Here is a 15,186-nt window from a genome sequence, read left to right on the forward strand (position 1 = left end):
CCTAGGCGTGCGGTTCGCGCGCCGCCCCGGCGCGCAGCGGCCGGTCGGCGCACGGCCGGGACCACCACACCCCCTCGCCGTGCGTCAGCCGGGGCAGGACGTGCTCGAAACCGTGCACCCGGCGGGCCGGGATCTCGCCCCGGAGCAGCCATCCCGTGGCACCGTCCACGCTCTCGCCGATGTCCGCCTCGGCGGCGGCGAGTTGGGCGGTGACCGCGGCGAGCGTCTCGGGCGGCAACTCCAGCTCGAAGGCGTGGTACGGCTCGTACACCCGCCACCCCGCCCGCTCCAGCGCCTCTTCGAGCACCACAGGGGTGACGTCGCGGAAGTCGGCCGCGGTGCTCTCCGGGCCGAGGAAGCCGGAGCGGACGAGCACGACCCGGCAGTCCGTCACCGAGCGCCCCCGGGGACCGTGGAACAGCGTGTCGTACACGGTCTCCTCGATCGCGTTGTGGAACGCGCGGGGCAGCGCGCCCAGTTCGGTCTCGTAGCCGAAGACCACCCCGGCGCCGCGCGCGGTGGGCTCGACGCGCAGCCCGACGGTCGCCCACGGCCCGGTGTGGCCGGAACGGGCGATCTCACGACCGGCCTCGCCGACCCCGGAGGGGCGTTCGACGAGCACGGGACGGCTCGGTTCGAACTCCGCCTCGACGCCGTAGTCCTGGACCAGCGTGGCCGCGATGATCTCCTTCTGCACCTCGCCGTACAGCAGCACAGAGGTGGCCCCGCCCGGCATCGCCCGCGCGTGGATCAGCGGATCCTGGTCGGCCAGGTCGAGCAGCGCGGTGTGCAGCCGGGACGCGGCGGCGGCGCCGGGCTCGCGGGCGTGGACGAGGGTCTGGAGGGTGGGCGCGGCGAAGTGCGGCCGGTCCGACGGGACGTCACGGACGGGCCCGAGCCGGTCGCCGACCCGGACGCCGGGCAGCCCCTTGATCCGCGCGATGTTACCTGCGGTCAGCGGCCCCCGTGCGGCCCCCGCCGCGCCGACGACCTCCAGTGCGGTGATCTGCCCGGTGTGCTCGGTCAGGGCGCCGCCGGGCCCGCGGCGGTGCAGTGTCACCCGCTGCCGCAAGGCCACCTCACCGGAGAACAGCCGCAGATACGCCGTACGGCCGCCCCGTCCACCCCGGGCCCCGCCCCCGCCGCCCCGGCCGTCTCCACCACGCTCCACGGCGAAGACCGTGCCCCGCGGCTCCGCCCCGCCCGGCGCGGGCGGCACCAGCCGCGCGACCCCCTCGACCAGCGCCCCGACGCCCTGACCGCTGAGCGCCGAGCCGAAGAAGACCGGATGCGCCAGCCCCTCCGCCGTACGGGCCGCCAGCGCGGCCCGTACCTCCTCGGCAGAGGGGAGCGGGCCGTCCACGACGCGCGCGAGCATCGCGTCATCGAGCTCGGCCAGCACCTCGGCCGCCTCGGTGCGCATCCCCGGATCGTCGAGGGAGCGCGCGCGGACGCGCGCGTTCCGCGTGCCCAGCTCCCGTACCGCCGTCAGGGGGAGGAGATGCGGCGCCAGGGTGCGCCGGATGTCGGCGAGCAGCCCCGCGTCGCGGGCACCCGCACGGTCGATCTTGTTGATGAAGAGCAGCACCGGAAGCCGCAGCCGCCGCAGCGTCTTCATCAGCACCCGGGTCTGGGCCTGGACGCCCTCGACGGCGGACAGCACGAGCACCGCGCCGTCGAGCACGCCGAGGGCGCGTTCGACCTCGGCGATGAAGTCGGAGTGGCCGGGGGTGTCGATCAGGTTGAGCTGGGTGTCCCCGGCGGTGAGGGACGCGACCGCGGTCCGTACGGTGATACCGCGCTGCCGCTCGATCTCGCCGGTATCGGTCTGGGTGTCCCCGGCGTCGACGCTGCCGAGCCGGTCGATCACCCCGGCGTCGTAGAGCAGCCGCTCGGTGAGGCTGGTCTTACCGGCGTCGACATGGGCGAGCACGCCGATGTTCAGGGTCCGGGAGACCCGTGGAGAGCTGGGCATGGATGCTGAAGTCCTCGAAGACGGTCGTCCGGTAGGGGCGCTGAGTCGTTCCGAGGAATCGGCGCATCTGTTGCTCCTGTGCTCCTGCTCGTAGCGGTGAGGTCCCGGACATCGTGGACACGGCGGCGGGCGGAGGCAACCGAATTACCGACGGCCCGTCATCGTGCCGGGCCGTCGTCCGGCCGTGGCCCCGTCCGGCTATGACCCGTCCGTAGAAAGCGCTGTCACGCCTCTCGACAATGCCCGCCGCTGCCCCGACGCTTCGTAAGCGACGGGGGCCGGTGCGGCGGAGGGGACGTACGATGCGGCGCAGAACGCTTCTGACGGCGGCGGGCACCACAATGCTCGGCGCCGCGCTCACGACCGGCACGGCCTGGGCCGACGAGACCATCGGCGTCGACCCCGGCACCGAATACGGGGCCTGGGAGGGCTGGGGCACCTCGCTCGCCTGGTGGGCCAATCTCTTCGGGCAGCGGGACGACTTCGCCGATCTCTTCTTCACCACCAAACCGGTGAGCTACGGCGGCAGATCGCTGCCCGGCCTCGGACTGAACATCGCCCGCTACAACCTCGGCGGCTGCTCCTGGACCAGCGTGGGCGGCGAGTCGATGGTGGCCTCGCCCAACATCCCCCGGTTCAAGCAGATCGAGGGCTACTGGCACGACTGGAACAGCGAGGACCCCGCCTCCTCGGCCTGGCACTGGGGCGCCGACGCGGTCCAGCGGGCGGCGCTGGTCAAGGCCGTCCAACGGGGCGCCGTCAGCGAGCTGTTCTCCAATTCGCCCATGTGGTGGATGTGTCTCAACCACAATCCGTCCGGTGCGGCGGACGGCGGCAACAACCTCCAGTCCTGGAACTACCGCCAGTTCGCGCTCTATCTCGCCGCCACCGCCCGCTACGCCCAGGACCACTGGGGCGTCCGCTTCGCCACTGTCGAGGCGTTCAACGAGCCGTCCTCCGCGTGGTGGAAGGCCGACGGCACGCAGGAGGGCTGCCATATCGACGCGGCGGTCCAGCGGACCGTCCTCGGCCACCTCCGCACCGAGCTCGACGCGCGCGGGCTGACCGGCACCCGGATCTCGGCGTCGGACGAGACCAGTTACGACCTGGCCCGCACCACCTGGGGCTCGTTCGACACGGCTACCCGCGCCCTGGTCGACCAGGTCAACGTCCACGGCTACCAGGGCTCGGGCGGCCGCCGCGATCTGCTGTACACGGATGTTCGTGCGGCCGGTAAGAAGCTCTGGAACTCCGAGACCGGCGACGGGGACGGCACCGGCCTGACCCTGGCCACCAACCTCTGCCTGGACTTCCGCTGGCTGCACCCCACCGCGTGGTGTTACTGGCAGGTCATGGACCCCAGCGCCGGCTGGGCGCTGATCCACTACGACCCGGACTCCGCCCAGCCCGGCGCCGTGCAGACCAAGTACTACGTGCTCGCCCAGTTCACCCGGCATCTCCGCCCCGGGATGCGGATCCTGGACACCGGCTCGGACCACGCGGTCGCCGCATACGACCCGGGCGCGCGGCGACTCGTCCTCGTCGCCGTCAACCCCGGCGCCGCGCAGACGCTGACCTTCGACCTGTCCCGCTTCGGCCAGGTCACCGGGGGCACCGGCGGGCTGGTGCCGCGCTGGTCCACCCACACCGCGGGCACCGGCGATCTGTACACCGCGCGCCAGGACACGGCGCTGGACGGCAAGCGGCTGAGCGTTCCGTTCGCCGAGAAGTCGGTGCAGACGTTCCAGATCGACGGGGTGGTGGAGTAGGGCGGGGTCTCACGCCGCCAGGTGGCGGACGATGCGGCGCAACTGCTCCTCCCACCGCTCCTGGAATTCCGGCGAGTCCGGCTCGATGCCGAAGATCTGGCGGACGGCGTGCGGCATCGTGGCGGGTGCGGAGACCACGGCGTAGCACATCAGCATCACGGCGGCCGGGTCGAGGTCGTCCGCCAGCTCGCCCGCCGCCTGCCGGCGCCGCATGTCGGACAGGTCCTCGGGATGCTCGTCCCCCACCTCGTCGGTCAGCCCGCGCCAGACGGCCAGCCGGATGGCGCGGGGGTCGTCGAACGCTTCCCGGAGGTAGCGGACGACCAGCTCCTCGAAAGGGACCGCGGGGTCGTTGAAGGACGCCTCGCGCGCCAGCCACTCGCGGGTGAGCTCCTGGTAGAGGCCCTCCTTGCCGCCGAAGTAGTAGGCGATCAACTGTTTGTTGAGGCCCGCCCGGTCCGCGATGTCCTGGACGCGGGCGCCCGCGAACCCCTTCTCGGAGAACACGTCCCTGGCCGCCTCCATCAGCAGCCGCCGGGAGCGCTCCGGGCACTGCTTGCGCTCCTCGGGCGTGGGGGCGCGGCGGGGCCTCTTGGGCGTCCCCTGCATGGTCGTCATCTCCTCTTCCTCGGCCCGGACAGGCTAGCCGGGGGGTTCCCGACAGGGTCTCATCTAACCGTTTGACAACGTCATCCGTTTGGATGAACCTGACTGGGGTTATGTACCCATCGCAGGACACGCGAGGAGATTCATCATGTTCGTGGTGACCGGAGCCACCGGAAACGTCGGCGGTTATGTGGTGAAGGAGCTGGCCGACGCGGGCGCCGAGGTGCTCGCGCTCACCCGCGACCCCGAGGCGGCCCGGCTGCCGGAGGGCGTACGGGCGGCCCGGACCGAGGAGATGCCCCTGGACGGCGCCACGGCGCTGTTCCTCAACCCCGCGGTGGTGTGGCAGGTGGGGACCGAGAAGCTCCTGGAGCGGGCCAAGGAGAGCGGTGTACGGCGGATCGTGATGCTCTCCTCGTCCTCCGTCCTACAGGACCTCGATCCGCACACGAACCCGATCGGCGTCCGCCACCGGGCACTGGAGGACGAGGTCGAGCGCACGGGGCTGGAGTGGACGTTCGTCCGCCCGGGCGCCTTCGCCGCGAATGCCCTGCAGTGGGTGGACCAGATCAAGGCCGGGGACGTGGTGTACGGGCCGTACGCCGGGGCGCAGATGGCCGCCATCCACGAGGCCGACATGGGCGCGGTCGCCGCCCGTGCCCTGCTCGCCGACGACCTGGTCGGCCAGACGCCCGAGCTGACCGGACCCGAGTCGCTGAGCTTCGCCGACCAGGTGCGCATCATCGGTGAGGTCGTCGGTCGGCCGCTGCGGTACGAGGAGATCCCGCACGAGGCGGCGCGGGAGCGGATGGTCGGCGGGTTCCTCACGCCGGAGATGGCGGACTCGCTGCTGCGCGTCTTCGCGGAGTTGGTGGACCGGCCGCAGGCGGTCTCGCCGGAGGTGGAGCGCATCACGGGCCGTCCCGGGCGTACGTTCGCACAGTGGGTGGAGGACCGGGTGGCCGCCTTCCGCTGACCGCGGTAGCGCCTGCGGCGGGCTTTTCCCCTACCCGCCCCTTCCCACAACCGGGGCTCCGCCCCGGACCCCGCTCCTCAAACGCCGGAGGGGCTGATTTCAGCCCGTCCGGCGATTGAGGACACGCCCGAAGGGCGTCCGGGGTCCAGGGGGCGGAGCCCCATGGTTCGGGAAGGGGCGGGTAGGGGATGGCCCGCCGCAGGCGCGCAGGCGGTGTGCGCTCGCCGGTGCCAGGGCCGCCTCAGGAGGCGGTCCGCGTGCCGCGCTTGCCCGTCTGCTTCTTCGCGGTGGCCTTCTTGGCCGCGGCCTTCTTCGTGCCCGCCTGCTTCTTCCCCGCGGGCTCCTCGGCCGACTTGGCGGCCTTCGCCGTCTTCGTCCCGCCCCTCTTCGCCGCTGCGGGCGCCTTCTTCGCCGACGCGGCCTTCTTCGCCGGTGCCTTCTTACGGCCGCGCAGCTCGTGGACCGTCGCCTCTCCCTCCTCCTCGGCTTCGCCCTCCGGGGCCTCCGCGGCCTCCCCGCCCTCCCCGGCCCCCTCGCCCCGAGCCTCCTTGGCGCTGCGGACGCTCTCCTTCAACGCCGCCATCAGGTCGACCACCTGCGCGCCCGCGGGCCGCTCACCGGGCTCGGCGGTGGGCGTGGCGCCGGACACCTTCGCCGCCACCAGCTCCTCCAGCGCCTCGTGGTACTCGTCGTGCAGATCGCTCAGATCCACCTCGCCGAGCGTCTCCATCAGGGTGTCGGCGAGGTCCAGTTCGGCCGGTTTGACGGTCACCCTCTCCTTGGGGGCCACCCCCGCGGGCTCGCGCACCTCGTCCGGCCAGAGCAGCCGGTGCAGCGCGATGGTGTCGCCCACGACGCGGAGCATCCCCAGCCGCTCGCGGCCACGGTGGGCGTATTTGGCGATGGCGACCTTCTCGCTGCGCTTGAGCGCCTCGCGCAGCAGGGTGTACGGCTTGGCCCCGGCGGCGCCGGTGGTGCCCAGGTAGTAGGCGTCGCCCATCTGCAGCGGGTCGATCTCGGCGGCGGAGATGAACGCCTCGATCTCCAGGGTGTGGGTGGTGGGCAGCGGAAGGGCCGCGAGGTCCTCGTCGGTGATCGGGACCAGCGCGCCGTCCGCGTCCTCGTACGCCCGCCCGATCTCGCTGGACTCGACCGGACTGTCCTCGAGCTCGCAGACCTTGCGGTAGCGGATGCGGCCGCCGTCGCGGGTGTGGATCTGCCGGAACGAGATCGAGTGGTCCTCGGTGGCCGGATAGATCTTGATCGGAATGCTCACCAGGCCGAAGGAAATGTTCCCATTCCAGATAGATCGCATGCTTGATCCCTTTCGTGAGATTCTTATCGTATGTCCCCGATCGCGGAGGTGGAGGGGCGGCGGATCACGCTCAGGAACCTCGACAAGGTCATCCATCCGGCCACCGGCACCACAAAGGGCGAGCTGCTGCACTACCTGGCGTCGGCCGCGGACCCGCTCCTCGGCCATCTGCACGGTCGGCCACTGGCGTTCCTCCGCTACCCGGACGGCCCCGACGGCCAGAAGTTCTTCACCAAGAACCCGCCTCCGGGCACGCCTTCCTGGGTGACGACGGCCGAGGTGACCCGCCATAAGGGGGAGACCGCGCAGCAGGTGCTGATCCAGGACCTGCCCTCGCTGATGTGGGCGGCCAACCTCGTGGTGGAGCTCCACGCCCCGATGTGGCGGATCGACCAGGGCGTGGGCATCGCCGACCGGCTCGTCTTCGACCTCGACCCCGGGCCGCCCGCCACGATCGTGGACTGCCGCGTCGTCGCCGTATGGCTGCGCGAGCGGCTGGCCGCCGACGGCCTTACGGCGTACGCGAAGACCAGCGGCTCCAAGGGGCTGCATCTGCTGGTGCCGGTGGAGCCGACCCCTTCCCGGCAGGTCACCGCCTACGCCAGACGGCTGGCCCTGGAGGCCGCGAACGCCATGCCTGACCTGGTCATCCGCAAGATGACCCGCGCGCTGCGGCCGGGGAAGGTGTACGTGGACTTCAGCCAGAACGCGGCCGCGAAGACCACCGCCGCCCCCTACACCCCCCGAGCCGTCCCAGAACCGGCCGTCTCCACGCCCGTCACCTGGGAGGAGGTCGAGGAGTGCCACGCCCCGGCGGCGCTGTCCTTCCTGATCGACGACATCCCCGCGCGGCTCGACCGCCACGGGGATCTGCTCGCCCCGCTGTTGGATCCGGCGCAGGCGCGCCCGCTGCCGACGGGGGAGGGCGGTGCCGGTGAAAGCGACGGAGAACAGGACGACGAAGGCGCGGTCGACCGATGACGTCGTCCCCTGAGCCGCCCCTTCAGCCGCCCGTGGACGTGGCGCTGGCCCGCGTCGTCCCCACCCTGCCGACCGCCCCGCCCGGACGGCGGCTGGCCTACGAGCCCAAGTTCGACGGCCATCGGCTGCTGATCTTCCGGCTGGCGGACGCCGTAAGGATGCAGGCCCGCTCCGGCCGCATCATCACCCGCGCCTTCCCCGACCTGGAGGCCGCCGCGCGGCCGCTACCGCCCGGCACGGTCCTCGACGGCGAGGTGGTGGTGTGGGCGGGCAACCGTACGGACTTCGCCGCCGTCCAGAAGCGCGCCTTCGCCGCGTCCGAGTCCCGGGCGGGCCGGCTCGCCCGGGAACTGCCCGCCTCCTACGCCGCCTTCGACCTGCTCGCGATCGGCGAGGAGGATCTGCGGCCGCTTCCGTACGCGGAGCGCCGGGCCAGGCTGATGGCGCTCCTCGAACCGCTCGGCCCACCGCTGCAGGCCGTGCCGATGACGACCGATCCACAGCTCGCCGCCACCTGGTACGAGGCGCTTCCGGAGATCGGGGTCGAGGGCCTGGTCATCAAGGACCTGGACCAGCCCTACCGGCCTGGCCGGCACTGGCGGAAGCTGCGCCATTCGGAGACCCGTGACGCCGTCGTCGTCGGCGTCGTCGGCCCCCGCCTCCGCCCGCGCGCCCTCGCGCTGGTGCTCCCCGGCGACGACGCGCCCGTCATCTCCGCGCCGCTTGCCACGGCCGTCCGGGCCCAGCTCAGCACGGCCCTGCGCGATCTGCCCGACCCCCAGCCCCCGCCCGCCGAACTCCCCACCGCACTGGACCGGGTCGGCGCCGAGATCGCCTACCGCCCGATCGCCCCGGACCTGACGGTCGAGGTCCGCCAGGAAAGCACGGTCCGCCACGCGGCGACGACGGTCATGCGCCTCCGCATCCCCGACTGACCACCCCTCTGTGCCACCGGCGGGTGGCCGCGAGACGGCGGCAGGGGGGTGGGGCCCACCGCCACCCAGGACCCGGCCCCCCCCGACTGAACGTGGAACGGACGGGTGCCCTGCCGCCGACGAGCCGGCAGAGGGCCGGGGCTCGCACCCACCCAGCAGCTGGCTCCACGGCCGAATACCGAGTGCGGACCGTGGGCGCCTCCGGCGGACAGCCCCCACCCCGCCCCTTCCCACAGCATCAATATGCGGCTCCGCCGCGTGGGGGAGCTCCGCCCCCTCACCCCCACCGGGGCTCCGCCCCGTACCTCGCTCCTCAAACGCCGGAGAGGCTGAAAGGCGGGCTCCGCCCCGGACCCGCTCCTCAAACGCCGGAGAGGCTGAATTCACGGCCCCCGGGCCGAACGCGGGACGGACAGGCGCCCCGCACCACCGGCGGGCAGCCGCCGACGAGACGGGAGGGGGTGGGGTCGCAGGGGTGGTGTCCTGGACGCTTTCGCATATTTGTGGCGCCAATCTCCGGCCCACCCCACGCCTCCGGGCACCGGCGCCGTAAATATGCGGTCCAGGGCACCGCACCGGAGGCCCCGCCCCCGCCACCCACCACACACCCCGGCGCGGGTTGCCCGGTAGTGGGGTGCCCTCTGGTGGGGGCCTGCACCCGGGCAACCCTGACAGGGCAGTACCGGCGACGCCCGTCAGGTCGACAGCGCCGCACCACCCTCCGAACCCTCCGAACCCTCCGAACCCTCCGAACCCACCGAACCCACCGGATCCACCGGATCCGGCGGCCCCGTGACCACCGCCGTCACCCGGCTACCCGGGGCCAGTTCGCCCCGCTCCGCCAGCCCGTACGCACCCCACAGCATCTTCGCCACATACCGCCGCTCCACCCGCACCCCATGCCGCTCCTCAAACCGAGCCGCGAACGCCTCCAACTCCACCGGAACGCGCCCATACCCGCCGCCGTGATAGCCGTGCTCGATCCGCCAGTTGCCGAACGAGCACCCCCAGCCGCGCCGGTGCAGCTCGGCCACCTCGCCTTCCAGATAGCCGTCCGCCCCCTTCAGCACGGCGAACCCCACCGCTCGCGCACCGGCCGGGAGCGCGGCCGCGACCCCGGCCAGCGTGCCCCCGGTGCCCACCGCGCAGCACACCACATCGCCCGGACCCAGGTCGGGCAGCTCCGCGACGAGCTCCGCCGCCCCGCGCGCCGCCAGGACGTTCGTACCGCCCTCTGGGAGGACGTAAGCGCGCCCCCACCGCTCCTCCAGCCCCCGCAGCGTGCCCGGGTCGTCCTCGCTCAGGCCGCGCAGCGTCTCGCGGTAGGCGGAGCGGGTGACGAAGGCCAGCTCCATGCCATGCTCCTCGGCCCGCGCCAACGACCAGTTGCGCGGCGCGCCGGCCAGCTCGTCGCCCCGGATGACCCCGACCGTCGACAGCCCGTACGCGGTCCCCGCAGCCGCCACCGCGCGGATGTGGTTGGAGTACGCACCGCCAAAGGTGAGCAGCCGGGTATGACCCTGCTCGACGGCCGCGCGCAGATTCGGCGTGAGCTTGCGCCACTTGTTGCCCGGCACCAGCGGATGGATGAGATCGTCCCGCTTCAGCCGCAGCTCCACGCCTCGCTCGGCGAGCCACGGGTCGGGCACGTCCCACACCGGGGACGGCAGCCGGGGCCGTATCGGGCCGGAGGTGTCCACCGAGCGTCTCACCTCTCCATTCTCGCCGCTGCCCGCGACCGGGCCGGGCCACGGCGCCACAGACTGCGAGGGCCGGGCCACGGTGTGTCCACAGACTGCGATCGGCCGCTGACAACGGCCGGCTGGGAACCGGCCGTCGGCAACTGCCCGTCCCGTGGCCTCACAGCTCCACGATGACGGCGCCCAGGTGGCGTCCCTCGGTCAGCTCGCGGAGTGCCTGGGGGGCCTGCTCGATGCCGCGCAGCCGGGCGTGCGGGAAGGAGAGGGTGCCCGTGCGCAGGCCCTCGGCGAAGCGGCGGTTCCACTGGGGGATCAGGTCCAGGTGGTCGTAGAGGGCGATGCCCCGCAGGGTGATGCTGCGGGAGAGCAGCGAGAGCGTGTCGATCTCGGTCTTGGAGGCATCAGAGGCATCAGAGGCATCAGAGGCATCAGAGGTATCGGAGGCATTCGTGGCCTCCGTGGCGAGCTGACTGGCCAGCGCGCCCACGATGGCGATCCGGGCGCCCCTGTTGGCGACGGCGATGGCCGCCGTCAGCTGCTCGCCGCCCACATTGTCGAAGACCGCGTCGACGCCGTCCGGGGCGGCCTCGCGCAGTTGGTCCTCGATGGGGCCCGCGCCGCGGATGACCACCGCGTCATAGCCCAGTTCGCCGATCAGCCGGTCGGCCTTCTGCCGCGAGCCGGTGCTGCCGATGACCCGGGCGGCGCCGAACTGCCGAGCGATCTGGCCGGCCAGGGAGCCCACGCCACCGGCCGCCCCGGTGACGAACACCGTGTCGCCGGACCGCACTTCGGCGCCGCGCTCGATGCCCATCAGAGCGGTGGGGCCCTGGGAGAGGTAGGCGGCCGGGTCGGGCATCAGGCCCGGTTCGAGGCGGTGTGCCTGATCCGCGTCGAGCAGCGCGTACTCCCGCCAGCCGAGCCGGTGTTCCACCAGGTCGCCGGGGGTGAGGTCGGTACCGGGAGCGGCTACGACCTCGCCGACCGCCGGCCCGTTCAGCGGTGCCCCGATCTCGAAGGAGGGCATGGGCACATCGGTGTTCTCGTCCATCAGTGTGCGCATCACGGCGGCGACGCCCATATGGGTGTTGCGCACGAGGACCTGGCCCGGTCCGGGCTCGGGGACCGGCACCTCCGCGATCTCGAAGAGGTCATCCTTGACCGGTCCCTCGGGGCGGGCCACCAGTCGGACTTCGCGGTGCGTGTGGTTCGTCATGGACTCCAACCAAACGTGAGGCATGCGGCAAGGTCAACCGGACCCAACAGCCGTGGACGTCAGGACGGGGACGTCAGCCGGGGACGTCAGCCGGGGACGTCAGGCCCGGAGCGTGGCGGCCCGGAACGTCACGAGAAGCGGGCGATCGCCGTCATCGTCGGCCGCAGGTTCCGTACCGCGGGCAGCCACCGCATCAGGGGCGCCACCGCCCCGTAGTAGAAGCCGCGCCCACGCGGCGGCGGCACCTCGCGTACGTCCATGATCGCCGGATGCGCCGTCCGCACCTTCGGCAGCTCACCCGCGTCCATGCCCCACGGCATGGGCGGTGTGCGATAGCCCTGCGCGGTGCGCATCTCGCCGCGCATCGTCCGGGCGCTGAACCACCGCGGCACCGCGTCGAAGACCAGCGTCCCGCCCCGGAACCGCTCGGCGCACCCCGCTATCAGGTCCTTCACCTCGGTCGGCCGCAGATACATCAGCAGCCCCTGGGCGGTGATCAGCACCCCGCGCGCGGGATCGACCTCGTCCCGCCAGGACAGGTCGAGCGCCGAGCGGGCGAGGGTGCGCCGCCGATCCTCGTCCGGCAGCAGCGCCCGACGGACCTCGGCGGTCTCCGGCAGCTCCACGCACAGCCAGCGCGCCCGGCCGTTGTCCACCCGCCAGAACTGCGTCTCGAGACCCTCGGCGAGTGTGACGACCGTGCCGTCCGGATGCTCGTCGAGGAAGGCCCGTACGGCGGTGTCGAAGGTGCGGACGCGCAGCGCGTGGCCCTGTGCCAGCAGCGGGGTGGGCGCTCCGAAGGTCTCCTCGAAGGGGTAGTCGATGCGGTCGATCAGCTCCACGGCCTTGGGGTCGTCGAGCACGGTCCGCGCCCGGCGGGCCTCGGCGGCCCGCATATAGAGGTTCCACAGCAGGGTCTCGGGCACCTCGCTCAGCTCGACGCGCCGACCACCCTTGCCGCTCCCGTTCCCGTTCCCGCTCCCGCTCCCGTTGCCGTTGCCGTTGCCGTTGCCGTCCGGTTCGGCGTCCGGTCCGATGCCCGCTCCGGCGTCCGCCATGGCGTCGTCACTCCTCGCACACGCGTCCCTCGGCGTTTCCGCCACCGCCCCCACCGCCATTCAACCTCACCCGATCCCTCATCCGGAACGGTGAACGCCCCGGCCCCCGGACGAATCCGGGGCCGGGGCGTTCAGGAGGGACGGCGGTCGTTCAACCCGCCTCGGCCGGAACCGGGCCGATCGCCCGGCCCGCCCACTCGGGGGCCTTCTCCACCAGGTCCGTCAGCCGCTCCCGTATCTCCTCGGGGAACGGAGCAGAGCGGCTCTCGTTCTGGTCGATGTGGAGCGCGAGCAGCTCGGTCGTGGCCACGGGGGCGCCGACCGGCTCGCCCACATGCATCTCGTGGGTGAACCGCACCTTCTTCTCGTCCACGCCGATGACGCGCGTACGGATGGTGAGTTCGGCACCCTCCTCGACCTCGCTCAGATACCGGATGTGCGACTCCACGGTGTAGAGGGAGCAGCCGGTCTTGGCGCGATAGGCGGAGTCCAGGCCGGTCTCCACCATCATCTCGTCGGTGCTGTGGCCGAAGACGAGGACGTAGAACGCCTCGCTCATATGGCCGTTGTAGTCGATCCACTCGGGACGTACGGTCTGCCGGTAGTCGGGGAGCGTGGTGCTCACTTCTCGTCTCCCATGGTGCTGGGGGTATGTGCGATGGCATCCGTCCCCTCGGCGCGCTGCCGCGGCAGTCGGCCAGTCGCCCGCAGGACGTCGATGACGCCCTGGTCCCGCTCCGCGACGAGCTGCGCGATGGTACGGCTGCCCGCCGCCTCGTCACAGCCGTCGACCATGGCCGCACGCAGCGTGTCGTCCAGCTCAGGCGCCTCGAGACGGGTCCACGGAGACTTCAACGAGGGTCCGAAGTGGTCGAGCATATGTCCCATGCCTCCTTCGCCGCCCGCCAGGGCGAACGTGAGGCAGGGACCCATGAACGCCCACCGCAGTCCGGGCCCCTCGGTGATCGAATCGTCGATCTCCTTCACCGTGGCCTCACCGTTGGCGACCATGTGCAGCGCCTCCCGCCACAGCGCCTCCTGGAGCCGGTTGGCGATGAAGCCGGGCAGCTCGCGCTCCATGGTGATGACGGACTTGCCCGCCACCTTGTAGAAGCGCGAGGCCCACTCGACCGCCGCGGCGTCGGTCTTCTCCCCGCCGACGACCTCCACCAGCGGTATGAGATACGGCGGGTTGAAGGGGTGGCCGACGACGAGGCGGCCGGGGTCGGCGGCCTCGGTCTGCATATCGGTCATCGGATAGCCGGAGGTGGAGGACGCGATGACGACACCGGGCGGGGCCGCCGCGTCCAGCTGGGCCAGCAGCGACCGCTTGAGCTCCAGCTTCTCGGGGGCGCTCTCCTGGACGAACTGCGCGTCGGCCACGGCCTCCTCGACGGTCGCGGTGACGGTCAGCCGGTCGGGGGAGGCGCCGTCGGCGAGGCCGATCTGGGTCAGGGCGGGCCAGGCGGCGTCCACGAGACGGCGCAGCTTCTCCTCGGCGTCGGGGGCCGGGTCCCAGGCGGTGACGTCGTAGCCGCGCGCCAGGAAGTGGGCGACCCAGCCGCCGCCGATGACTCCGGCGCCGACGCAGGCGACGCGGCGTACCTCTTCGGGGGCGCAGGGGGATGAGGGCATGGCGGTCCTAAGGGTGTGAGGGGAGGGAGAAGAGGGAGAAGAGAGAGACGAGGAGCTGGTGGGGGGATTACGCGCGGGGCTTGAGGCCGAGCCGCTGCCGGGCCTCGTCCGGCGTGGCGACCGTCGCGCCCAGCAGCTCGGTGATCTGGACCGCGCGCTCGACGAGCTGGCCGTTGGTGGCCTTGACGCCCCGGCTGAGGTAGAGGTTGTCCTCCAGCCCGACCCGTACGTTGCCGCCGAGCAGGATGGACTGCGCCACCCACGGCATCTGCGTCCGGCCCAGCGCGAAGCTGGCCCACTGGGCGCCCTCGGGCAGCATGTTGACCATGGCCTGGAGCACGCCCGGCTCGGCCGGGGCGCCCCACGGGATGCCCATGCAGAGCTGGAAGACGGTCGGGTTGTCCAGCAGCCCCTCGGCCAGCAACTGCTTGGCGAACCAGAGCTGCCCGGTGTCGAAGATCTCCAGCTCGGGGCGGACGCCCAGCTCCTGGATGCGCTTGGCGCCGGTACGCAGCATGTCGGGGGTGGAGACGTAGAGGTTGCTGCCGTCGCCGAAGTTGAGCGAGCCGCAGTCCAGGGTGCAGATGTCGGGGAGCAGATCCTCGACGTGGGGGAGCCGGTCCAGGCCGCTGACCAGGTCGGTGCCGGGGAGGTGGGTGAGCGGGTTCTCCGGGTCGATGACCAGGTCGCCGCCCATGCCCGCGGTGAGGTTGATGACGACGTCGGTGCCGGTCTCCTTGACCCGCTCCACGACCTCGCGGTAGAGCCGCGGATCGCGGGCGGGAGCGCCGGTCTCGGGGTCGCGTACGTGGATGTGGACCACGGCCGCCCCGGCCTCCGCGGCCTCGACGGCGGAGCGGGCTATCTGCTCGGGGGTGACGGGGACATGGGGGCTGCGGCCCACAGTGTCACCGGCGCCGGTCAGGGCACAGGTGATGATGACGCTGTCGTTCATGGGCATGGGCTTCTCTCCCTACTCTTACGGTGCGGAACAGCGCGGAGCTACGGTCCGCGCTGGTC

Annotated in this window: 13 protein-coding genes; 4 read left to right on the forward strand and 9 right to left on the reverse strand. The window is 72.2% G+C overall.

The window, feature by feature from the left end:
* Window position 1: 1 nt before the first annotated feature.
* Complete coding sequence (gene otr(A) / locus J5X86_RS06795; protein WP_208515867.1) at window positions 2-1,975, reverse strand: tetracycline resistance ribosomal protection protein Otr(A); 1,974 nt, start codon at window positions 1,973-1,975, stop codon at window positions 2-4.
* Window positions 1,976-2,277: 302 nt separating this feature from the next.
* Here otr(A) and J5X86_RS06800 point away from each other — a divergent pair, with 302 nt between their 5' ends.
* Window positions 2,278-3,744, forward strand: coding sequence for a glycoside hydrolase (locus J5X86_RS06800; protein WP_208515868.1), 1,467 nt, complete (start codon window positions 2,278-2,280; stop codon window positions 3,742-3,744).
* 9 nt (window positions 3,745-3,753) lie between these two features.
* Here the strand turns inward: J5X86_RS06800 and J5X86_RS06805 are convergent, their stop codons facing one another.
* Window positions 3,754-4,362: a TetR/AcrR family transcriptional regulator gene (locus J5X86_RS06805; protein ID WP_243979632.1), complete on the reverse strand. Its 609-nt coding sequence runs from the start codon at window positions 4,360-4,362 to the stop codon at window positions 3,754-3,756.
* A 136-nt stretch (window positions 4,363-4,498) separates the two neighbouring features.
* On the opposite strand from J5X86_RS06805, the gene J5X86_RS06810 reads away from it, so the two are divergent.
* Window positions 4,499-5,326: an NAD(P)H-binding protein gene (locus J5X86_RS06810; protein ID WP_208515869.1), complete on the forward strand. Its 828-nt coding sequence runs from the start codon at window positions 4,499-4,501 to the stop codon at window positions 5,324-5,326.
* A gap of 241 nt (window positions 5,327-5,567) precedes the next feature.
* On the opposite strand, the gene J5X86_RS06815 is transcribed toward J5X86_RS06810, so the two are convergent.
* A complete protein-coding gene (locus J5X86_RS06815; RefSeq protein ID WP_208515870.1) occupies window positions 5,568-6,641 on the reverse strand; it encodes a Ku protein in 1,074 nt (357 codons plus the stop codon).
* A gap of 30 nt (window positions 6,642-6,671) precedes the next feature.
* On the opposite strand from J5X86_RS06815, the gene ligD reads away from it, so the two are divergent.
* Window positions 6,672-7,622 (forward strand): non-homologous end-joining DNA ligase, encoded by a 951-nt coding sequence (gene ligD, locus J5X86_RS06820; RefSeq protein ID WP_208515871.1) that lies wholly within the window; start codon window positions 6,672-6,674, stop codon window positions 7,620-7,622.
* Window positions 7,619-8,557, forward strand: coding sequence for an ATP-dependent DNA ligase (locus J5X86_RS06825; RefSeq protein ID WP_208515872.1), 939 nt, complete (start codon window positions 7,619-7,621; stop codon window positions 8,555-8,557). The genes ligD and J5X86_RS06825 overlap by 4 nt, the downstream gene beginning before the upstream one ends.
* Window positions 8,558-9,252: 695 nt before the next feature.
* On the opposite strand, the gene J5X86_RS06830 is transcribed toward J5X86_RS06825, so the two are convergent.
* From J5X86_RS06830 to J5X86_RS06855, 6 genes are all read right to left on the reverse strand, one after another.
* Window positions 9,253-10,269, reverse strand: coding sequence for a pyridoxal-phosphate dependent enzyme (locus J5X86_RS06830; protein ID WP_308124457.1), 1,017 nt, complete (start codon window positions 10,267-10,269; stop codon window positions 9,253-9,255).
* A 148-nt stretch (window positions 10,270-10,417) separates the two neighbouring features.
* Window positions 10,418-11,473, reverse strand: coding sequence for an NADP-dependent oxidoreductase (locus J5X86_RS06835; RefSeq protein ID WP_208515873.1), 1,056 nt, complete (start codon window positions 11,471-11,473; stop codon window positions 10,418-10,420).
* A gap of 128 nt (window positions 11,474-11,601) precedes the next feature.
* Window positions 11,602-12,531, reverse strand: a complete 930-nt coding sequence (locus tag J5X86_RS06840) for a class I SAM-dependent methyltransferase (RefSeq protein ID WP_243979634.1) — start codon at window positions 12,529-12,531, stop codon at window positions 11,602-11,604.
* Window positions 12,532-12,682: 151 nt separating this feature from the next.
* Window positions 12,683-13,156 (reverse strand): thioesterase family protein, encoded by a 474-nt coding sequence (locus J5X86_RS06845; protein ID WP_078643048.1) that lies wholly within the window; start codon window positions 13,154-13,156, stop codon window positions 12,683-12,685.
* Window positions 13,153-14,166, reverse strand: coding sequence for a 3-hydroxyacyl-CoA dehydrogenase NAD-binding domain-containing protein (locus J5X86_RS06850; protein WP_208515874.1), 1,014 nt, complete (start codon window positions 14,164-14,166; stop codon window positions 13,153-13,155). The genes J5X86_RS06845 and J5X86_RS06850 overlap by 4 nt, the downstream gene beginning before the upstream one ends.
* Before the next feature lie 67 nt (window positions 14,167-14,233).
* Window positions 14,234-15,127: a 3-keto-5-aminohexanoate cleavage protein gene (locus J5X86_RS06855; RefSeq protein WP_208515875.1), complete on the reverse strand. Its 894-nt coding sequence runs from the start codon at window positions 15,125-15,127 to the stop codon at window positions 14,234-14,236.
* Between the last annotated feature and the right edge of the window lie 59 nt (window positions 15,128-15,186).

Source organism: Streptomyces sp. NEAU-YJ-81, from assembly GCF_017592595.1.
In the GTDB taxonomy this organism is placed as follows: domain Bacteria; phylum Actinomycetota; class Actinomycetes; order Streptomycetales; family Streptomycetaceae; genus Streptomyces; species Streptomyces hygroscopicus_B.